Origin of the sequence: Pseudomonas sp. B21-028 (assembly GCF_024749045.1) — a bacterium.
Taxonomy (GTDB): domain Bacteria; phylum Pseudomonadota; class Gammaproteobacteria; order Pseudomonadales; family Pseudomonadaceae; genus Aquipseudomonas.
This window is the reverse complement of record NZ_CP087184.1, coordinates 804,993-826,804: the sequence shown is the minus strand read 5'-3', so window position 1 is coordinate 826,804 and position 21,812 is coordinate 804,993. Positions and strand designations below refer to the sequence as shown.

Sequence of the window (21,812 nt, the reverse complement as noted above, 5' to 3'; positions counted from 1 at the left end):
GTCTCGTTGTTACAACATTTAAAAGGGCAGAATTTAAAAAAGAGCTTCCACGCGGAAATAGATCGGCGCTTCGCGCTCGGTCAGGGCAGCCGGGCGTTCCAGGGAGTGAGCAAAGGTGACGCTGGCACTCAGGTGCTCGCCGCGGGCGAACAGCTCCACCGAGTTGCTCGACATGCGCCCGCTCGGTTCCTTGTTGTAGTGATTACCGCGTATCACGCCTTGGTCGTAGCCGAGGCTGGTGCCGTACTCGGCGAACACCGGGCGCAGCCATTGCAGGGTCACCGGGCGACTCCAGCGCAGGTCGTTGCGCCAGTAGCCACCGCTGTCGCCGGCCAACGATTGATCCTTGTAGCCCCGAATCGAGGACTCCCCGCCCAGGCTCATGCGTTGCGGGCTGAACAACGGGTCCTCGCTGCGCTGGCCGGTCATCAGGCTGCTGAAGCTGAAGGACTCGCCCCACAGCTGGAAGGGTTGCAGGTAGCTGACGGTGGCGGTGTATTTGCGGTAGCGCGCATTTGGCAGTCCGCGGCCCGGGTCATGGTCGCCCTGGGCATCGAACGCGCCGATGCCTTGCTGCATGCCCAGGTCCAGGTTGACGAAAGCACTGCCGACCCGGCGACCATGGTTGATGCCGAACTGCGCTTCGCTGATGCGATTGCTGCTGTCGCTGAGCTTGCTGTCTTCAATGAAGTTGTTGCTGCGCAGGTAGGCCAGACCGGTGTTGAGGGAGGTCTTGCTCAAGGCGTCGCGATGGATGACGCGCTCGACCAGCAACTGATGGTTCTGACTGTCGCCGCTCTGCTTGAAGTTGAAACCGTTAGCCGCGATCTGTGAGCGGTATTCGCTCTGGCTGTAGGTGTAGCTGACGTTCCACCAGCCAAACGGCAGGTTGTAATAGAGCATGGCGTTTCGCGAGGTGTGCTGGTGATCGCTCATCGCGTCATGACCGCCGCGCAGCATCAACTGATCGGCCAGGCCCAGCGGGCTGTCCCACTCGAAGCGGGTGCCCCACTGCTGCTCGCCGGTGCTGCGCTGGCCGTCATTGCTGCGCGACAGCCCGGCACGCCAGGGCTTCTGCGGGGTATTTTTGACCAGCACTTCACTGCCGCCGACGTTCTGGCCGGGGGTCAGCTCCATCTGCGCCTGGTTCGACGGCAGGCGATTGAGCTGGTCCACCATCTGCTCGATTTCCCGCAGGTTGACCAGCTCGCCGGTCTTGCCGGGAAACGACATCGCCAATTCACGCTCCGACAGGTGGCTGTTCTCGGCGCCTTTCAAGCCTTCGAGCCGGCCCTCGACCACCAGTACTTGCAGGTGACCAGCGGACAGATCCTGCTGCGGCAAGTAGGCACGACTGGTGACTAGGCCTTTTTCGATGTAGTGGTCGGTGATGACTTTGAGCAGTTCGTTGAGCTGGGGCACGCCCAGGCATTGACCGATGTAGGGCTTGAGCAGCCGCTCGCGCTCGCTGGCCGAAAGGCTGTCGGCGCCCTTGAGTTCGATGGTCTTGATAGGGAAGCAACGGGTATCGGCCGGCGCGCTCGGCTGGGTCGGTTTCGCTTCCTTACCGGGGAGATCCTTGAGCTCCTCCAGACGACGACGCTGCTCTTCGAGCAAACGATTCTGACGCTCGCGGATCAGGTCGGTTTCACCAGGGGTGGGGGCGGCGTGAACCAGGGTCAGCGGAGACAGGCACAGCAAAGCCAGGCACAACCTCGCCCAACGGGCGGGTGAGAACATGTTCGATCCCTCGATACGGAAGTGACAGCATGCTCGCGAGCCGACCGAAGACAAGTCTCCAGTGCTGTTTTCGAAGGTGCCAGGCGTTCCAGGCTGCCTCGAAAACCGCTCACGCTGCTGATACGCAAAACCACGCGCACACCAGACCCTGCACATCGACTTCGGTTCAAGGGGGAGGGAATTTTCTGTTAAAAAAAGAGACGTGTCTCACAAGATGCGTCGTAAATCTCGACTGTAGAGGAGCCCACAAAGAAGGGCTGCTGGGCAGCCCAGCGGGAGCAAGCTCCCTCGCCACGGATTTGTCGGCCTGTCCCAGAGAGAGGTCAGGCACCACCGAACCTGTGGGAGCGAGCCTGCTCGCGATGGCGTCGGTACATTCAATGAGATGTGGACTGACACCCCGTCATCGCGAGCAAGCTCGGCTCCCACAAGGGATCCAGGGCGACACACGGATTTTCGTTCACAACAGGTCGCTGTGGGAGCTGACCTTGCTCGCGATGGCGTCGGTACATTCAATAGAGATGTTGACTGACGCGCAGTCATCGCGAGCAGGCTCGCTCCCACAAGGGATCCAGGGGCGACACACGGATTTGCGTTCACTGCAGATCCTGTGGGAGCTGAGCTTGCTCGCGATGACGGCAGATCAGTCAACATCAGCAATGAAGGTCAGTCCGCCTTCGCGAGCAGGCTCGCTCCCACAGGGGGGTTCGACAGGCCTGTACCAAGGAAAGGTCGTGGCGAGAAATCGCATGAACTTTTCTTCACCCTGCGCACGGCTGTTATTCGGTAAAGTCCCCTCGCTCATTCAAGAAACTAAGGTTTAGCCCGCTCTCCCGCGGGCTTTTTTTTGTCCGCGATTCATGCACAGGACTGCGCACCACCCAGCCCAGGCAGGCCTTTCGTACCCTGCAACGAAGCCTTGGTCGATACAGGTTGTTCCAAGACTGTGCGCCCATAGAAGGCCAACGCCATCAGCCAACAACTCAACCAGACGAAGATCCCCGCCCAAAAGGTGTGGGACATGTAGTGCCATCCCTGTAGAACTCGCGTTGTGCCATAGACAAATCCCAAGGCCAGCGCGCCGTACATCAGCGCTTTCGAGTGACGCCAGCGGTAGCGGCGTGCGACGAAATACAGCGCCAGCATGGTGAAGCCTCCAGAGGCATGACCGCCGGGCCAGCAGCGGCCGTCACCGGCAACCTTCAACAGGTTGAAGTTCTGATACCACTCTTTGTGTTCGATCTTGCCGGCGTATTGGGTGGTTTCCACCGGGCAGTACACGCTGGTATGGCCCTTGAGGTAATGAATGACCCCGGTGCTGAGGGAAAATGCGAAGACGACGTAGAGGAAATCACGACGGTGCTTGTGGGCAAAACGCAGCGGCTTGCTCAGCCTGAGGGTGTCCAATAGATGAAGTAGTGCTGGGCGTTTTTCCGGATTGAACAGGGGCCAGAACAACGATAACAGCGCACCAATAATGGCCGCCTCGCCGGTCCAGTTGGGTATGACCCTGGCCCACTTATGGGTGATTTTCTCGAACAAGTGCACATGCTCCAACGGGAACACTTGGTGTACTGGGTCGTAGAAGAAATTGCTGATGGCGATGTCGATGCGGGTCATGTCGAACAGCAGGAACACCACTGCGGCACAGAGCAGGGGAATTCCGAGATTGAGCCCATAGAAACGGGCGCTAGCAGACGTCAGCATGGGCTGTCCTAATCGTGGGAAAAGTTACTGAAACGTCACCGAGCGCCAGTCAGACGCTTCGATAAAACCGAGCAACCGAGGCGCTTGTGGCTTGGCGGTAGAAACAAACAGCGAAGCACCATAGCCAAACGTCGAAGTCGGACGTTTGAGCGAGGTTTCCAATGCCTGCATACATTCGCTATGGGTCACCAGAATCAGGTTGTGCCCGGCCACCTTGTGGGCCAAGGCGTTGCGCAGCAGGTCACGCCGGCAGTTGATCAGCCAATCGTCTCCAGCACTCACCTTGTTGAACATGTAGCCCGCCGTCTGGGCCGTGCGGGTGGCCGGACTGTTGTAGATGTCGGTGTTGTCCAGGCCCAGTTGCTCGAACCGGGCGCCAAGACCTACCGCGACGGCACGGGCCCGGTCAGTGATGCCGGCAGGGTCGCTCAGGCACGCAGCCTTGGAGTGATCGCAGCGCTCGACATGGCGCACCAGCACGATCATTTCCCCCTTTGCCCAGCCTTCGGCCAACGTCCGGGCGCCGGCGACATTGCCATGGGCCAGGTCCGGCAACGCCGCCGGGCTCAGCAACCAGAGGGTCAATGGAATCACCAGCAGCGCAGAGGCCAGGACGACCATGGCGTTTCGGTAGCGGGCAAACCGGCTTGTCTCGATCGAACGCGTCAAGCCGAAAAAACTCAGTCTCAGTTCCACATCAAGCCGCCCCGACGGCATACACCCCTGTCATTCAATGGCGTGACAGTAGAGGCGGCGGCGTAGGCAGGCAGTGAAATGGATGTGAAAAAAAGCTTGGTACGCCCGCCGAAAATTCGGTGAATAGCTGGGTGCCGGAAAAAATCTTTCAGATATCGAAGCGGCCGCCGATACAGGCCTGTTTCCTATTTTGCTGGCTTAACAACAACAATCTTCCAGCCAACCGACGATCAAGCAGCACAACGTTCCTGGAGGAATTTGATGAATAGCTGGTTTGGCAACATTAGCGTCAACATGAAACTGGGCCTGGGCTTCGGCCTGGTGCTGCTCCTGACCTGCATCCTGGCCGTGACCGGCTGGAACAGCCTGGGCGGGCTGATCGACCGCAGCAACTGGATGAGCGACATCACCCAGCTCAACGCAGGGCTGACCAAACTTCGGGTCACTCGCCTGCAATACATGCTGACCAACGGCGACGAGACGGCCGCACAGAATGTGCAGACCACCCTCGATGGTTTCGTGGCGCAACAGAACGCGCTGCTGAGCAGCTTCAAGAGCCCGGAGAACGTCAAGTTGCTCAAGGCGCAGAGCGCGACCATCGGCGCCTATCAGACGTCCCTGAACAAAATGCGCAGCGCCTACCGCACCGGCAACACCGCCCGCGATGCCATGGGCGCCAACGCCGAAACCGCCTACAGACTGATCGAAGTGATCGGCGCCGATGTGGCGCAAATGGCCCCGGGCGATGAGCGCTTCGAACAGTTCCAGGTGATCACCCAGGCGAAGCAGGCGTTTATGCTGGCCCGCTATGAAGTCCGTGGCTACACCGCCAACAGCAACGCCGATACGGAGCAGAAAGCCGTCGGTCAACTGGACGCCGCCATCGCTTCGCTCAAACCGCTGAATCTGCGTTTCGCCAGCACTCGTCAAGCTGAACTGCGTCAACTGGAAAACGCCCTGAGCCAATACCGCAGCGCCTTGCAGGCCTTCAAGTCGGCCACTGCCGACGCCGTGCAGGCGCGCAAGGAAATGACCGAGCAGGGTGCGACCATCGTCAACCAGAGCGAACAGCTGTATCAGATCCAGCTCGACCGCCGCGACGCCGAAAGCGCCCAGGCCCGCACGCTGCAACTGATCAGTACGTTGCTCGCCCTGCTGGTGGGGATCATTGCCGCCGTGATCATCACGCGGCAGATCACCCGGCCGCTGAGCGAAACCCTGACCGTGGTCGAACGCATTGCCAATGGCGACCTGTCGCACAACATCATTGTCACCCGCCGCGATGAACTCGGCGTGCTGCAACAGGGCATCGCCCGCATGGGCGTGACGTTGCGTGATCTCATCAGCGGCATCCGCGATGGCGTGACCCAGATCGCCAGCGCCGCCGAAGAACTGTCCGCCGTCACCGAGCAGACCAGCGCCGGGGTCAACAGCCAGAAAGTCGAGACCGATCAGGTGGCGACCGCCATGCACGAAATGACCGCCACCGTGCAGGAAGTGGCCCGCAACGCCGAAGAAGCCTCCCATGCAGCGGCCGCGGCGGACGGCGAAGCCCGTGCCGGCGACCAGGTGGTCAGCGAAGCCATCGCGCAGATCGAACGCCTCGCCAGCGAAGTGGTACGTTCCACCGATGCCATGACTGTGCTGCAACAGGAAAGCGACAAGATCGGCAGCGTCATGGACGTGATCAAGGCCGTGGCCGAACAGACCAACCTGCTGGCCCTCAACGCGGCGATCGAAGCGGCGCGCGCGGGTGAAGCCGGTCGCGGTTTTGCGGTCGTCGCCGACGAAGTCCGTGGCCTGGCCCAACGCACGCAGAAGTCCACCGAGGAAATCGAAGGCCTGGTGGCCGGTCTGCAGAACGGCACCCAGCAAGTGGCGGCCGTGATGAACAACAGCCGCAGCCTCACCGACAGCAGCGTGGCCCTGACCCGCAAGGCTGGGGTATCACTGGAGAACATCACCCGCACGGTGTCGAACATCCAGTCGATGAACCAGCAGATCGCCGCCGCCGCAGAACAGCAAAGCGCCGTGGCCGAGGAAATCAGCCGCAGCATCATCAACGTGCGCGACGTGTCCGAACAGACCGCCGCCGCCAGCGATGAAACCGCTGCCTCCAGCGTGGAACTGGCGCGACTGGGTAATCAGTTGCAGATGATGGTGAGTCATTTCCGGGTTTGAATCATGAAAAACGCCCATTTCCGGCAGGAGATGGGCGTTTTTTTTGGCATGACTCAAGCGTTCCAGGGGTTGATGATATCAATTCCTGAGAATTCGAAATCTCTGGTATTTCGGGTTGCAATCGGCGCTCCGTGAGTCCGACAAATAGCGGCAATTTGCGCATCGGCCATGCCTGCTGCCCTCCCCTTGGCCTCACATGACGCAACGAGGGTTGCATATTCGACCGCTGCATCGGCATCAAAGGGCAGGATCCTGCCGGCAAAATCCTCTTCAAACATTGCCATTGCATGAGACTCAAGCTTTTGCTTGCGCTTGCTAAAGGGTAGCCGGGCGATGCCATGAAGAATCTCTGCTACCGTAACAGCGCAAATGACCAGATCCATAGCAGGCTGCAAATCGATCCAGGCCAATACGTTGGCGTTCGGCTCCGCACGCATGAACTCAGAAATGACATTGGTATCGAGCACTATCATTCAGAGAGATCCACCGCAGTGGCTTTTTCGTCACGCGAAGGCAGATCCAGATCAACACCTCCCATAGCACTGAACCTGTTCCGGATACGACTTCCCAACCCTCCTTCCGGGTTCACCCTTGCCAATGCCCGCCCCAGAATCAGCCGGGCCTCCTCCTCCATAGAATGACCGTTGTGGGCTGCCGCGATGCGCAGTTGCTCCTTGATCCGATCGTCCAAGTTTCTAATAGTGATGCTGGCCATAACGCCTCCGCTATCAATGAAATCATTGATATCAACCTAGTTTAAAAACGCTCACCTTGTCCAGCCACTACTCGCCAATCAGCCGGTAATCCTCTCGGCCGCCCCAGCTATTAATCAACCCGCACGACGCATCGCCATTTCGTACACATCTTCCCTTTCAGTCCTACCGTCTTTTTCTGCACGTTCCTGTACGGTTTTCTCCTGAACACGCACCTTCCGTTCGAACAGGAGATAGACCGCAAATGGATGTCAGCAACGACTCGCTGTTGCACAGGCTCGTCGCCTTCCCCAATGACGAGGACGCCGTAAAAACCAGCTTCAGAACAGCCATGGAGCGCATGGGGTTGAAGTCGGTCTTCGACATCGTGCGCATGGGCAAGACATCGTTCGCCCTTGAATTCGCCAAGTATTGCGACGCGGATGCCGGACAGGTCTATGACAACGCTGCGAGCTATGCCGGGCAAATCAGTCGGCTGTACCAGGAGCATCGCGTTTCGACCGGGAAGGATGCCCAGAGGCGTGTCCGGCGCAGCCTGGGTTCGGACTCGACGTCAGCGTCCGCCGGTTATCAGGCACTCTTTGAAGAAAACTGGGATCAGTTCTGCAACGAAGGCGACATCGCTGCAATCGACTCGCCCGTGGCGTACCTGCGGGCCTTGTATCTGTTTGCCAGGCAATTGGAGCAACTCCCGGCGGCATCCGCACAACCCGCCAGGATCACCCTGGAGGAGCGGCGCCCGGACCTCAGGAAACTGACGCTCGATCGACAAAGCGCCTTCGCTACGCGTCCGATGCTCGACATCATCAATGACACCCTGCGCAGCAACATCGAGGCGTACCTGGTCGATGAAGGCAAGAACAGGACAGTCCGGCAGGTGCTGGCCAGCGAGCGCTATCCCTTTTCGCTGCCCTATAACCTGCACCATCACCAGTGTCTGCTCGGGCTGGGGGCAGGCAAGCCCGCACTGGGCGAGCTGAACTATCGGATCAGCCTGCAATTGCCGTTTTCACGGGGCAGCTCAACCTACGGCAGCGTAACGACGTCTCATCTCAACGGGCAAATACTGCTGTCCGGGCTCAGTCCGGAACAACAGAACCTGCTACTCGCGCCGATTGCCTCGATCGCCAGGTCAGACCCACTGAAGAAGAGCTACGGGACCCGAAACATAACGAACCTGGGTCAGCTGGAATTTTTCAAGGAGCGCACCGGGCTGACGACGGAGCAAGTAGAGCAACTGTTGGCGCAAGGCAGCTACAGCCCCAGGTCTTCAATCAATAGCCCAGACGCCAGGCAGACCGGCTATGGCGCCAGCTACATCAACGGGCCGGAACAGAGTTCCGTCCTGGGCATTGCAACCCAAGGGGAGATGCAGGTCTTCATCCACCACTCCCATGAGCGTTTCGACCGAACCCAGCGAATGATCCGCCTGCATCGCTGGACGGGTATCCCCGTTGCCGAACTGGACACGCTGATCGCCAATGCCCAGCGCTCCGCAGGGAATGACACGCTCAACGCCAACACGTTGCGCACACTTGGCGTCTATCGGTACCTGAATCAACGCCATGGGATCGCGCCTGAGGAGTTTGCCTCTTTGCTGCACGACATGCCGGTTGAGGCTTGCGGCGACCGTCTACCGTTGTTCGATCAAGTGTTCAACCGCACCCGACTGTTTGAAAGCCCCGTGTGGCAACTTCCCGAGAGTTTCCTGACCGCCACGGACCAGCAGACCCTCAGCTATCTGAGCGCCGGTCTCGGGCTCCCCACGACCCAGGATTCGCTGCTGTTGCTTGTGCGACAGAGCGAGAAATACCTGGGCTCGCCGAAACACGACTTGCCCACGGTTTCCTCACTCTATCGCCAGGCCCGTATCGCTCGGATGCTGGGTCTATCCCCCCTTGAATGCACTGAACTGGCCCGTTTATTGGGAGGGGATGAGTTCTGCAAGGCGCTGGTAACCGGGCGATTGCAAACGTCGGAATCCGCGGGATCGGACATTCTCGACGTGCTGATGGCGTTGGATTGGGCCGTCGACTGGCTCAGGCAGAACGAGCTCGATGTGCTGCGCTGGTGTCGTCTGTTCGACGAACCGGAAACGAGCTTGCCACTCAATCAGAACCTGGAAAAACGACTGGCGAAACTGCAAGCGGACGCCAACGCCAACCACGACCCACGGCACCTGATTGAAACCCTGCTGCATGACGTCACCGACCTTGGCGCCGAATACGTCCCTTGCGTCATGCGAATGGCCGACACCGACGCGATGGCGGTCGTCGCGGCCATCAAAGCCGCACCGGGCATCATGTCCCGTCTGTTGGCAGTGGTACTTCGCACCGCCGAGGCTTGCCAGCATCTGCACCTGGGCAGCAGCACACTGGAAGCCTTGATGGAAAACCCGAGCTGGCTGACCTCGAACGCCTCCAGCCGCCTTACCCCTCAAACACTGTATCTGCTCAAGCGCTTCAGTCATTGCGCCCGTCATCAGGCGCAGTCGGAAGCGAACCTGCTGCACTACCTGCAAGTTGCCAATCAGAACGGGCAGTACGCGGAAAAAGAAGCCAACAGCCTGCTGGCCAGCCTTCTGAACTGGAGCACCGAAGAAGTCAGTCGCCTGACGGCGCAGTTGGAGCCAAACCGTGCGCAGTCAATGGAAGCAGTGGATTGGATCATGCGCTGCCAAGCGTGCTGCGTCAGCACGGGGCTGTCCGCCGACCTGCTGCTCAAGGCAACTGCGCTGAAGACCCTAAGCCCTGCATCGGATTGGGAAACCGTCGGGGAAGCATTGATCGCTGCCTGCCATTGACCGGCGCCCCTTTCAACATTCAAGGACCGAATATGACCGTTGCCATTAGGAAGCAGCTCGATGAAAGCCTGCGCGATGCACTGCTGGCGTTCTATCTGAACAAGGTCGCACCTGACCGGGACAAGGTGAAAACCTACAAGATCAAGACGGCCCGGGACCTCTACGAATACTGGCTGCTCGATGTACTGGTCAGCCAGGACGTGCCCACTACCCCCGTCGCCTGCGCCATTGCCAGCCTGCAGCAGTACATCAACCGCATACTGATGAACCTGGAGCCCGGGTACGACCCGACCGGTATCAGCGCCGAGCTTACGCACACATGGCGCGATGAGATGCTGCAGTACCCAATCTGGGCCGCCCATCAGAAGCTGCTCTACTTCCCTGCGACTTATCTCGACCCCGCCCTGAGAGCCAATAAAAGCGCCAACTTCCAGCAATTGGAAAACGCCCTCAGTCAGAACCAGATTCATCCCGCCGCGGTTCAATCGGCGGTCATGGCTTACCTGGCGCGCTTCGAAGAAGTCGCCAACCTGAATATCCTTAACGGCTACATCGATGGCGATGATTTCGCCAACAGCACCTACTATTTCATTGCCAGATCCCGCACCGAAAACAGCTACTTCTGGCGCTCGCTGGACATGGCCCAGCGCCCGCTCGCTGGCGCGCCGCCACAACCGCCGGCCACCGCGCCCAAGCTGGACCAACCGGATCCATACGCCTGGTCGGACTGGGAAAAAGCCGACGTGCCCATCCCTGAGCATGCGGCCGAACACTTGGTGCGCCCGGTCTGGTTCAACAATCGCCTGTTCGTGACCTGGGCAGAATGTATCCATCAGGATCCCTCGGCCTCAAGCCGCGCGCCTTCGCAGGACAACACAACGCCACCGGCCAAGCATCACCCGCTGTTGCGCCTGAGCTATTGCTTCAGGAAACAGGATGGCAGCTGGAGTACGCCGCGGGTTGCCCTGCAAGGCTATTGCCAGGACAGGACGCTGGGCAGCAAGGACCTCGCGGTGATCAATACATTGATCAGAACAGTGGCCGTGCATTACCGCCAGGGTTCGAGCGACTCACTGTTCCTCGCCTTGTATGGCTATGAAACGCAGGCAGCGATGGACATCGCCACCGGCAACAGCCCCGCCTTCAGCAAGACGATCTGCATCGACAGGCATCTCAGCCTTGAACCGGACCGCTCAGCGGACGTTGCCGCCAAGAAGGATTTCCTGAACACCGCCGTCCAGCGCATTCAAGCCACGATTTCAGCAGACCTCGAACTGGCGGAAGCCGCCCTGCCCGGCAACTTACCCCCCACCCTGTCGGATTTCGAAAGGGCCTACCGTGATCGCATCAAACTCAGCTACTCCAGGCACGATTCCACGCTCATGTTGCACATGGCGGCAAACATCGGCATTACCAGTGCAGGGGCCATGGGATATCTGCCGCGCAACAGCATGCGCTTGAGGTTGGAGAACGCCTTCAGTCATGAACCTCGCCTCCAGATGAGTCTGGTGTTCCCTGCCCAAAGCCTGCCACAAACTCCCTACATGAGGCTTCATGAGGGTTCGAGCCTTGATCTCAGCAAATCCCCGGTCGCCCTCGACCGAAGCTTCACGGTGTCCTTCACGCACACGACTGACGCACTGAGAGACAGCGAACGCACGCCCAACATCAGTCTCTCCAGCCGGACCAGCCTTGAAGGAAAATTCATTTCCACGGATGCCGTCAGACACCTGATCAAAATCAGCCGGCGTATGAATAGAAGCTCTTCCTCCGCCACTGGGTCGGAAACCCTGACCCTGCAGACAGAGCATGCAGAACCTTTTGACGTGGAGCGCATCACCGTTCTCTGTGATGAGCCGCTGGACAAGCAGTATGTCGTCTTCCGTCAACCATCGGCCTCATTGGACCGGCCGCTGACCTACGAAGACCTGAGCGTCGTGGCCGAGTCCATTCCCGCCGAGCATTTGGCGCCGTCCTTTGATTTCGAATGGCCCGACACCGATCCCGGTGACGATGGCACCCCCCTTATTCTCGGGGTGGCGTTCGTCCACCCCTTCGAACCGACAAAAAAGCTCTACTCCGTCCTCAGGGCCATCACGCTGAAACGTCTGGTGAAAAGCCAGCAACCGCCAGAAATTACCCAGGCCACGACACCCGGCCTGGGAACCACCCAGTTCATCGATTTCGCCAAGTCCGCAATCAAAACCAGTGACGCCTCCAGCCGACGGCGTCCGCCGATCCGCTTGAATACCGTGTTCGCCGCCGAACTGATCCGGCGCACCGAAAACAGCCTCGATGAGCTGTTCGACTGGACGACCCAACACCTGCAGGAACCCTCGATACCCAACGACTCGAGCATCACGATGGATTTTCATGGCGCTTATGGCCGTTACTTCACCGAACTGTTCCTCCATGTGCCATGGCTGGTCGCCCATCGCTTGAATGTCGAGCATCAGTACGAGGACGCCGAACGCTGGCTGCGCTACACCTTCGACCCGGGTCGCAACAGGGAGGAGTGCTGGAGGAGTGCGCCCCTGATCGATAACAGTGTGCCGTCGTACGCCAATCAGACGCCCCATGATCCGCACCAGATTGCCCTCAGTCATCCCGTGCACTTCTGCAAGGCGCTGTACTTTCTGTACCTGGACATCCTGATCAACCGAGGCGATGCCGCATACCGCGCAATGACGCCCGACGGTCTCAGCGAGGCGAAGCTCTGGTACGTGCGCGTGCTCGACCTGCTGGGCCCACGCCCTGTCGTGCGACTGGCCAATCCCTGGACGGCCATCAGCCTGCAAACGTTGGTCGATACCCCCGATGACGACCTGCGCACCTTTGAGTACTCGGTGACCCGCCTGACCGACAACCGCGCGCTGGTCCTTCACGAAGGCAGCTCGCGCTCGACCCTGCCGGCTATCGATAGCCCGTACTTGCATCTGCCGTTCAATCCGCAATTGCTCAGGTGCTGGGACCTGACCGAAAGTCGCCTGCATAACCTGCGACATAACCTCGATATCGCCGGCAAGCCGCTGCATCTACCGGTCATCGCGGCGCCGCTGGACCCTCGTGCCCTCCTCAGCGCCAATGCCCAGAGCCTCTCGGATAGCTCGTCGACAGGCCTGCCGAGCGTCGCCATTCCCCACTACCGCTTCACCGTCATGCACAACCATGCCCAGAACGCCGTGGAAAGCCTCAGCCAGTTCGGCACCCTGCTGCTGTCGCTGATCGAGCGCAAGGAACAGACTCAGTTGCAGGTGTTGCAACAACAGCAAGCCTGGGATCTGGCAAAAGTCTCGCTGGACTTGCAACGCCAGGCCTTGAACATCGAGCGTCAAAACCGCCAGGCACTGCTGGCCAGCCAGGCCATTGTTCAAAACCGCAGCACCCATTACAAAAAACTGCTGGACGATGGCCTTAGTGACACCGAAACACAGGCCAGCTACTTCTACGTGGCCAGCGGCACCTTGGAGGCCGGCGCAATGGCCTGCCAAATCGCGGCGGCGGGGCTGATGATGGCGCCGAACATTGCGGGGGTCTGCATTGGCGGCAGCCGTTGGGAAGGCCCGGCGCTCGCAGCCTCCGCCGCCGCCCACAGCGCCGCGATCATCAGCCGTACGGTAGCGGCCCAACTCGACCGTCAGGCCATATTCGATCGCCGTCGGGATGAATGGCATCACGCCTACGATCAGTCACGGCTCGAACTGGCCCAGATCGACGCGCAACTGGCGCATTTCACTGAGCAGGAAACCGCCACCCGCCTGCAACTGCGCCTGGCGGAAGCGACCCTGGGCCAGGCCAAGGCCAACTACGACTTCCTCGGCAAGCGCTTCACCAGGACGCAACTGTACCAATGGCTCAACAGCCAGTTGGCCATGGTCTATCGCCAGGCCTACGACGCGACCCTGAGCCTGTGCCTGGCCGCCGAAGCCTGTTGGCGGTACGAGACCGCCGACTTCAACAGCCGCTTCATTCAACCGGGGGCATGGCATACGACCTATCGAGGGCTCGGCGCGGGCGAGTTGCTGAAGCTGAACCTGCTGAACATGCACGCCGGGTACCTGCAACGTCACAAGCGGGAGCTGGAGATTCACAAAACGGTATCGCTGCGACAACTCAAGCGCCAAACCGCTACCAGCCACCTGAACAAGGAATGGCCAGAGATGCGGGACGACCTGAAAAAAGGAGGATGTGAGTTCGAGCTGACCCATCAGTTATTCGAAGACGATTACAAGAACCAGCAGCACTACCTGCGGCGCATCAAGACCATCAGCGTGACCTTGCCGGCCGTCGTCGGCCCTTATGAAAACATCCGGGCCACGCTGACCCAAACCGCCAGCACGGTGTTTTTGTCGCCAGGTGACCGGGGTAAGGCCATGGAGAGCCGGCGCGCCAACCAGCAGATCGCCCTTTCGACAGGGATCGACGACAACGGACTGTTTACCCTGAGTTTCAACGATGAGCGCTACCTGCCGTTCGAATACACCGGTGCCATTTCCAAATGGCAGTTGACCTTCCCGAACCCCGAGGCCCAAAAGGACCTGCTTGAATCGCTGACCGACATCATTGTGCACGTGAGCTATACCGCCAGGGTCGGCGGAGGTGTGCAATGAATGAACAATCCCCACTGCCGGTCGCCGCGCCCTCACTGCCCAAGGGCGGTGGTGCCATTCAAAGCATCGGCAAAGGCTGGAACCCCGTCGGCGCCCACGGCACGGCTTCCTATGAGATTACCTTGCCCATTTCACCGGGGCGCGGCTTTGCGCCGCCCTTATCCCTGAACTATGCCAGCTCGCTCGGCAACGGTGTGTTCGGCATCGGCTGGGGGCTGTCATTACCCAGCGTGGCGCGACGCACCAGCAAGGGCGTACCGACCTATGCCGAGGATGACGAGATCGTCGGCCCCGCCGGCGTGACATGGCTACCCGAGCGTGATTCGCAAGACGTCACCGTCTCGACCCATATCGACCATTACAACGATCTGGACCTGGGCACGACCTACACCGTCACCCGACATTTTCCCAGGACCGAAAGCCGCTTCGACCGCATTGAACATTGGTCTTCGCAAAACGATAAGGCTGGTTTCTGGCTGGTACACGCCGCCGACGGCAGCCTTCACCTGTTTGGAAAGAGCCCGGCATCGCGTCGGGCCGATCCCCAGGATGCGGACCGTGTCGGCGAATGGCTACTGGAGGAGAGCCTGAACGCCCACGGCGAACACATTCTTTACCAATACCAGTCAGACGCCACCGCTCAACGCTATTTGAGCCAGGTCAGCTATGGCAACTTCAAGGCCGACGCGCATCTCTACTCATGGACCGCGGATCGGCTCGCGCCCGTGCAATGGCACTTCGAACTGGTGTTCGACTACGGCGAACGGACCACCGCATATACAGAAAAACCACTGTATGAGGGCCAGCAGTGGCAGCCCCGTGGAGATGGGTTTTCCAGCTTCGCTTACGGTTTTGAAGTCCGCACCGAACGGTTGTGCCGCCAGGTCCTGATGTTTCACCGTTTCCCCGATGAGTTGGGCGCGGCTCCCGTCCTGGTGCGGCGCCTGCTGCTTGATTATCGCCAAACGTCCTTGGGCTATCAGCACTTGAGCGCTGCCCATGAACAGGCGTTCGGCGAAGGAGAAACCACCGAGAGCCGCCCTCCCGTCGAGTTCAGCTACAGCGAGTTCAGGCTTGCGCCTGAGCCACTCGCCTGGCGGCGTTTCCCGGACATGCCGGGGCTCGACGACGGCCACACCTATCAACTGGTGGATCTGTACGGCGAAGGTCTGCCGGGCGTACTCCATCGTACCGATAAAGGCTGGCATTACCGCGAACCCGTGCGCGCCAGGACCAAAGGCAACGACGTGGTCTACGCACCGTGGCGAACGCTTCCCAACATTCCGGTGACCGACACTGCAACGCCGGTGCGGCAGGCACTGAGCGACCTCACAGGTGACGGCCGCTTGGACTGGCTCGTCGCCCGGCCGCAAGTGAGCGGTTTCTTCTCCCTCGGTGCCGATCGAAGCTGGTCGGACTTCGCCACGTTCGATGCTTTTACCCCAGAGTTTTTCAGTCCTCAAGGGCACTTGGCCGATCTGATGGGCGACGGCCTCGGCGACCTGGCGTTGATCGGCCCGCGCAGCGTTCGCCTGTACGCCAACCAACGAAAGTACGGCTTTTCACCGCCATTCGAGGTGCCTCGAGAGGAGCATGAAGACGCCCTGCCCGTATTCACCGGCTCTCCCGGCGAGCTGGTGGCTTTCAGCGATGTTCTGGGCAGCGGCCAGCAGCACCTGGTGCGCATTCGTCATAACGAAGTGAAGTGCTGGCCAAACCTCGGACGCGGACGTTTCGGCCAGGGCAGGACGCTGGACTTCCCCGGGCTTGCCTACGAAAGCTTCGACGCCTCGCGTATACGCCTGGCAGACCTGGATGGTTCCGGCGCCGTCGACCTCATCTATCTGCAAGCGGATCAGGCACTGATCTTCATGAACCGCTGCGGTCATGGTTTCGGCCCTGCAGTCGCGCTGCCTTGGCCGCAAAAGTTGCGCTACGACCCTTTGTGCCAAGTGAGCGTCGCCGACCTGCAAGGGCTCGGCTGCTCCAGCCTGATCCTGAGTTCACCGTACATGCGGTCGCAACATTGGCACTACGACTTCGTCAGCGCCAAACCCTATCTGCTCACCGCCACCAACAACAACATGGGTGCCGACCATCGCATCAGCTACCGCAGCTCGGCGCAGGAGTGGCTGGACGAAAAACATGAGAGGGTAGCGGCCAAGACCCCGCTCACCTGTCGCCTGCCCTTGGCCCTGCACCTGGTTTGCAGCCAAACCCAACTGGACGAAACGACCGGCAATCGGCTGACCCAGGAATTCGCCTATCGCCAAGGCTATTACGACGGCACCGAACGGGAATTTCGTGGCTTTGGTCTGTTGCTGCAAACCGACATCCAGGACTTCACGGCAACATGCTTGAAAAAAACCTGGTTTCATACCGGGTGCAAGGTGAATCTGCCACGTAATGGTTACAGCCGCGCAGACAAGGAAGCCCTGCCTCTCGGCAAGACACTGCTGTGCCAATACCAGACGGAGTCGCAGCAAGACCGGATCATCGCCTCGTCAGACGCAACGACCGATCTGGAAATGGCCCGCGCCTTGTCTGGTCGCTTGCTGCGAAGCGAGGTCTTCGGCGTCGATAGGCAGCTGAAAACCGCCACCTTGTATTCGGTTCAGGAAAACCGTCATGGGCTCCGCCTGTTGCAAGCACCCGACAGCGTCCGGCGTCATGCCAGGATGTTGCCGCTGCTGCTGGAGACCATCACCTACCAGTACGAAGGCCTTGCCGATGACCCGCAATGCCGGCACACCTTGAACCTGCAACACGATCTGTACGGTGCTCTGACCCACACTGTGGACATCCATTACGCCCGCCGGAAAACCATCAGCGATAGTCCCCCCTTCAGCGACGCCGACCAGCAGCAGTGGTGGCGCGATGCGCATGATCCGGCGCAGCAGCTCTACCACCTGAACGAAACCCGCGCCGAGTTCATCCACCTGCAAGCCCCCCGGCAATGGCGACTCGGCCTGCCGTATCGCCAGCGCACCCAGGCATGGCAATGCCCCAAGGCTCCTGAAGAGGGAGGGCTGGCGCCACGGGACCTCTCTTTCGAACACCTCAACGAACGCCTGCGGCAAACCGCCTGGAAAACCCAAGGCGTGCTGACCGGCCTCTCCGTGCAGCGCTACAAAGACGCGTCGAGCGCAACCACCTTGCCGGATGGCGTCGCGGATCTGCAGGCCTTGGCCGGCCACCTGGAAAGTGCCGAGCTGGATGAAACCGCCCTGGATGTCTTCCGGTTACTGCCGGAGGACAAACGCCCCAAAGAAAAAGAACTGGAACACATGGGTTATCACCGAATGACCGATTTTCTTCCCGCGACCCTGCCTCCGAGAAAACTCTGGTCAGTCAAAAGCGGCTTCGCGACCTATGCGCCACTGGAGGGTTTCTACAAGACCCTGACCGTACAGCCGAGCCAAAGCCACGGAGTGTCCGAGATCCGCTACGACAAGTACGCCTGTTTCGTCACCGCCTTCAAACTACCGGACGGCTGTACCACCCACGCGGTCCACGATTACCGCGCATTCCAGCCCCTGCGCATCGTCGACCCCAACGGTAACGTACAGGAAGGCCTGTACGATGCTTTCGGCCAGGTCCTGGCCACGTCCTTTTATGGGGATGAATACAACATCCGCGTGGGCTTCAAACCGCTCGCGCAGTTCAAACAGCCTTCGTTCAGCCGTCCGGCAGAGGCGGTCGGCCAGCCAAAGGACGCCGTGCAGGGTGCCGCGACGGCCAGCTATTACGCGCCCTTCAGCTGGATGGGTAGTGTATCGGCGGCAGCATTGGCGGACAGCGACTGGCTGACCCGTTGCGTGACCCAGGGTGACCTGTTACCCGGCGGGCACATCTGCGCGTCGGCCCGAACGCGGCTGTCGGCGCTCCAGGTATTTTCGGTCGATGAGCTGAAGTTGAAAGACGAACTCGAGGCCTCGACACGTGAACCCGTGCACGTCGCGACCCTGGTCGCCGATCGTTATCCCGACGATGAGCAGCAACAGATCCACATCGCCATCAACAGCTTCGATGGCTTCGGCCGAACGTTGCAAAGCAAGCAACGCGTGGAGTCGGGCATGGCCTATGTCGTCGATGCCAAGGGCGGTCTGGTGCTGGTGGATGGAAAGCCAAAAGAGCAGATCGCCACAGTCCGCTGGCGTGTCAGCGAGCGGGTGGAATACAACAGCAAGGGACTGGCGGTCCGCATCTACCGTCCTTATTTTGCCGATCGGCACTGCCACATCAACGATGTGTCCCTGCGCCAGTCCGGGCATTTCGACCAGCAGTTCTACGACCCCCTCGGACGCCCCAGCCACCGGCTTCTCGCCAGGAAAAATGGCCTCTGCTACATGCGCCGTCACACGCGCCATCCCTGGTACACCGTCGAGGAAGACGAGAACGACACCCTGCAAGAGGTCATGTCGGCCGCCGGAGGTGAGGCATGAACGCCCGCCTTCATCACAGGACACCCACGATCAATGTCATCGACAGCCGCGGCCTGCCCGTGCGACAGGTGGCTTATTACCGGCGCAACGCGGACGAACAATGCCAGGCACGTATTACCCGACACCACTACGATGAGGCCGGACAACGGGTGGCGCAATGGGACGCCCGGCTGCTTATCGACGCACCCGAGCCCAACCTTAAAACCGCCTACAGCCTGTCCGGCAAGACCCTACGGGTGAACAGCGTCGACGCCGGGTGGCGCCTGAACCTGCCGGGCGATGCCGGGCAGTTACTGCGCAGTTGGGATCAACGGGGGAATCATTGGCAGACGACCTTCGACAATCAATTGCGGCCGATCGTCCTGCGCGAGCAAACGCCGGGACAGAATCCGCGTACGGTCGAATGCCTGCGCTACGGGGACAGTTCGCCGACGTCCGCCGCGCACAACCTGTGCGGGGCCCTGGTTCGTCACGATGACAGCGCGGGCACCCTGTTCACCCATGGCTATGCGCTCTGCGCCGCACCTTTGCGCAAGACAAGGCATATGCGCGCCGACGCTGGACCAGCCGACTGGCCAACAGAGGAAAACGACCGTGACCTGCTGCTGGAAAAAGGTGCCGGTCATACCACGAGCTGGTGCTACGACGCACTTGCGCAGATCATCCAACAGTCCGATGCGGCGCAGCACCAACGGCGCTATGCGTTCGACCTCGCAGGCCAACTCCGTTCCGTGAGCCTGAAGACCAGAGATGCCACCACCGAACAAACCATCGTCAGCCACCTCACCTACAACGCGTTCGGCCAGGTCGAAACCCAGACGGCCGGCAACGGTGTCATCAGTCGCGCCGTGTTCGATCCCGCCAACGGCCGCCTGACCGCCCTTCGCGCGTCCCTGTCCGCCAGAACCTTGCAGGACCTGCGCTACACCTACGACCCGGTGGGTAACGTGACGCATATCGAAGACAAGGCCCAACCGGCGCGGTTCGGCAGTAACCAGCGGGTCGAAGCCATCAGCGCATTCACCTACGACAGCCTTTATCAATTGGTCAGCGCGACGGGGCGTGAAACCGCAGGCCTGACGCCTGCGTCCTTCACGGCACCCATCGACGCCGTTCAATTGTTCAACTACACCGAGCACTACGAATACGATGCCGGCGGCAACCTGACCGAACTGCGCCATGTTCGCGACCGCAATAACTACACCCGGACATTGAATATCAGCGCCACGAGCAATCGCCTCCTGTCGTGGAACACGGGTCAGTCGTCGGCCGATGTCAGGGTGGACGTCGATGCCCATGGCAACCAGCAGGCGCTGTCACCGGGTCAGGTGCTGGCCTGGAACAGCCGCAACCAACTCGACAGCGTGGTGCTGGTCCAGCGCGAAAACGCGCCCAATGACGTTGAACGCTATCACTACGATAACGCCGGCCAACGGGTGCGCAAGACCTGGACCACCCACACCGCGACGGTCACCCACACCCGTGAGGTCCGTTACCTGCCAGAGCTGGAAATTCACCGCCGCCACAACGAACGCCTGGAAGTCATCACCCTGCAAGTCGGTCGCTTCAACGTGCGTTATCTGCACTGGACCGAAGGCCGACCGTCCGGTATCGCCACCAACCAGATGCGCTACAGCCTTGGCGACCATCTGGGCTCCAGCTCACTGGAACTCGACGACCAGGGCGACCTGATCAGCCAGGAAAGCTACCTGCCCTATGGTGGCACCGCTTGGCTGGCATCCCGTTCGGCCGTGGAAGCCGACTACCGGACCCTCCGCTACTCCGGCAAGGAGCGCGACGCCAGCGGGCTGTACTATTACGGGCAACGGTACTATGCGCCGTGGCTGCAACGCTGGATCAGCCCCGACCCGGCGGGGGCCGTGGATGGGTTGAACCTCTATTGCATGGTGGGGAACAACCCGCTCAGGTTCGTCGATCACCAGGGATGGCTGAAGGATGATGTGATCGAATCGGTGAAGCGCGATGGTCATGCCCGTTCCCTGACGATGATGCAGGAGCCACCGTCAAGGAGAGGTGCCAGGGTTGGCCGAGATGACTCTGCTCCCGGACTCGCCCTCAGTCCCACCCCCAGCTTCAGCAAGACAAAGCGCAAGGACTTGGTTGTCCACTCGTTTGGCGTGGTCAAGGATCACACGGAAGGTAGGCATAGGAGCGTCTACGAATCCTACAATCTGACCGGCCCCAAATCCGGTCCGACGGGATACCGTGGAGTAGACAGCAGCTACGAAGGCAGCGCGAAAAGCGAGAGTTTCTACCTGAATTTCGGCAGCTACAGGATCGGGAATACAAGTGAATACCTGGCAGACCTGGCCGAACGATACAGCGCGACGAAAAACGACCCGGTTCATAAACTCGAGCTGGATCCCGAGCTGCTCAAGCGCGAGCCCACGCTGAGTAGAACAGCCGGCACCCTGTCTGAGCTCCAGCAACACACCCAGCATCTGATTGCGACGCATATCGAGGAATCCAACGCAATCATTCCCGTGCGCACCGGGGGACCGGGGGCCCATGGCGAGGTCCGGGTGTTGAACACCGTCGTTGCGCTCTACCCGGGCCAAGCTGAGAGGGTGCTTTCGGATACGCATCTGTTTACTGAAAAATTGACCGGTGTGACCCAACCGGAACCTTTCATTGCCTGTTTCAACTGCAGCGGCATCATCCCCGAAAGCGTCAACATCGAGACGGGGCGCCACCCCAGGAATTATCAGGCGTACAACGCGCATATCCTCTCGATCACTCGACCTTAGCGCGGAGGCTATTCACCATTCAGACCCTGATCGCATCGGTAGACACCACCCGATTCCCAAACGAATCGACCACCGTCATGTCCTGGCTGCCCCAGGGCATGGCGTGGGTTCGTGGGCGAGCGAAAGCGTATGGCTTGGCGAGCAGTTGC

10 protein-coding genes and 2 pseudogenes are annotated in these 21,812 nt (G+C 60.2%); 6 read left to right on the top strand and 6 right to left on the bottom strand.

Annotation, left to right across the window (positions count from 1 at the left end):
* Positions 1–33: 33 nt before the first annotated feature.
* The 3 genes from LOY35_RS03575 to LOY35_RS03565 form a co-directional block, all read right to left on the bottom strand.
* Complete coding sequence (locus tag LOY35_RS03575) at positions 34–1,740, bottom strand: ShlB/FhaC/HecB family hemolysin secretion/activation protein (RefSeq protein WP_258630719.1); 1,707 nt, start codon at positions 1,738–1,740, stop codon at positions 34–36.
* 858 nt (positions 1,741–2,598) lie between these two features.
* Positions 2,599–3,447 carry a phosphatase PAP2 family protein gene (locus LOY35_RS03570; RefSeq protein ID WP_258630717.1) on the bottom strand — a complete coding sequence of 283 codons (849 nt, stop codon included), beginning with the start codon at positions 3,445–3,447 and terminating at the stop codon, positions 2,599–2,601.
* Positions 3,448–3,471: 24 nt separating this feature from the next.
* Positions 3,472–4,143 carry a histidine phosphatase family protein gene (locus LOY35_RS03565; protein WP_258630715.1) on the bottom strand — a complete coding sequence of 224 codons (672 nt, stop codon included), beginning with the start codon at positions 4,141–4,143 and terminating at the stop codon, positions 3,472–3,474.
* Positions 4,144–4,404: 261 nt separating this feature from the next.
* Here LOY35_RS03565 and LOY35_RS28505 point away from each other — a divergent pair.
* Positions 4,405–5,418, top strand: a pseudogene (locus tag LOY35_RS28505) (methyl-accepting chemotaxis protein); the annotation flags it as partial.
* 42 nt (positions 5,419–5,460) lie between these two features.
* Positions 5,461–6,324 (top strand): methyl-accepting chemotaxis protein, encoded by an 864-nt coding sequence (locus LOY35_RS28500; RefSeq protein ID WP_408981244.1) that lies wholly within the window; start codon positions 5,461–5,463, stop codon positions 6,322–6,324.
* A gap of 53 nt (positions 6,325–6,377) precedes the next feature.
* On the opposite strand, the gene LOY35_RS03555 is transcribed toward LOY35_RS28500, so the two are convergent.
* Both LOY35_RS03555 and LOY35_RS03550 read right to left on the bottom strand, forming a co-directional pair.
* Positions 6,378–6,797: a type II toxin-antitoxin system VapC family toxin gene (locus tag LOY35_RS03555; protein WP_258630711.1), complete on the bottom strand. Its 420-nt coding sequence runs from the start codon at positions 6,795–6,797 to the stop codon at positions 6,378–6,380.
* Positions 6,794–7,039 carry a FitA-like ribbon-helix-helix domain-containing protein gene (locus LOY35_RS03550; RefSeq protein ID WP_258630709.1) on the bottom strand — a complete coding sequence of 82 codons (246 nt, stop codon included), beginning with the start codon at positions 7,037–7,039 and terminating at the stop codon, positions 6,794–6,796. Before LOY35_RS03550 ends, LOY35_RS03555 begins: the two co-directional genes overlap by 4 nt.
* A 242-nt stretch (positions 7,040–7,281) precedes the next feature.
* Here LOY35_RS03550 and LOY35_RS03545 point away from each other — a divergent pair, with 242 nt between their 5' ends.
* Genes LOY35_RS03545 through LOY35_RS03530 form a run of 4 tightly spaced genes read left to right on the top strand, consistent with a single transcriptional unit; the run spans position 7,282 to position 21,663 of the window.
* Positions 7,282–9,840 carry a Tc toxin subunit A gene (locus LOY35_RS03545; protein WP_258630708.1) on the top strand — a complete coding sequence of 853 codons (2,559 nt, stop codon included), beginning with the start codon at positions 7,282–7,284 and terminating at the stop codon, positions 9,838–9,840.
* 32 nt (positions 9,841–9,872) lie between these two features.
* Positions 9,873–14,450 (top strand): neuraminidase-like domain-containing protein, encoded by a 4,578-nt coding sequence (locus tag LOY35_RS03540; protein WP_258630707.1) that lies wholly within the window; start codon positions 9,873–9,875, stop codon positions 14,448–14,450.
* Positions 14,447–18,895 (top strand): SpvB/TcaC N-terminal domain-containing protein, encoded by a 4,449-nt coding sequence (locus tag LOY35_RS03535; RefSeq protein WP_258630704.1) that lies wholly within the window; start codon positions 14,447–14,449, stop codon positions 18,893–18,895. Before LOY35_RS03540 ends, LOY35_RS03535 begins: the two co-directional genes overlap by 4 nt.
* On the top strand, positions 18,892–21,663 hold the full coding sequence (locus tag LOY35_RS03530) for an RHS repeat-associated core domain-containing protein (protein WP_258630701.1): 2,772 nt from the start codon (positions 18,892–18,894) through the stop codon (positions 21,661–21,663). Before LOY35_RS03535 ends, LOY35_RS03530 begins: the two co-directional genes overlap by 4 nt.
* Positions 21,664–21,682: 19 nt before the next feature.
* Here LOY35_RS03530 and LOY35_RS03525 read toward each other — a convergent pair.
* Positions 21,683–21,811: pseudogene (locus LOY35_RS03525) on the bottom strand (VOC family protein); the annotation flags it as partial.
* Between the last annotated feature and the right edge of the window lies 1 nt (position 21,812).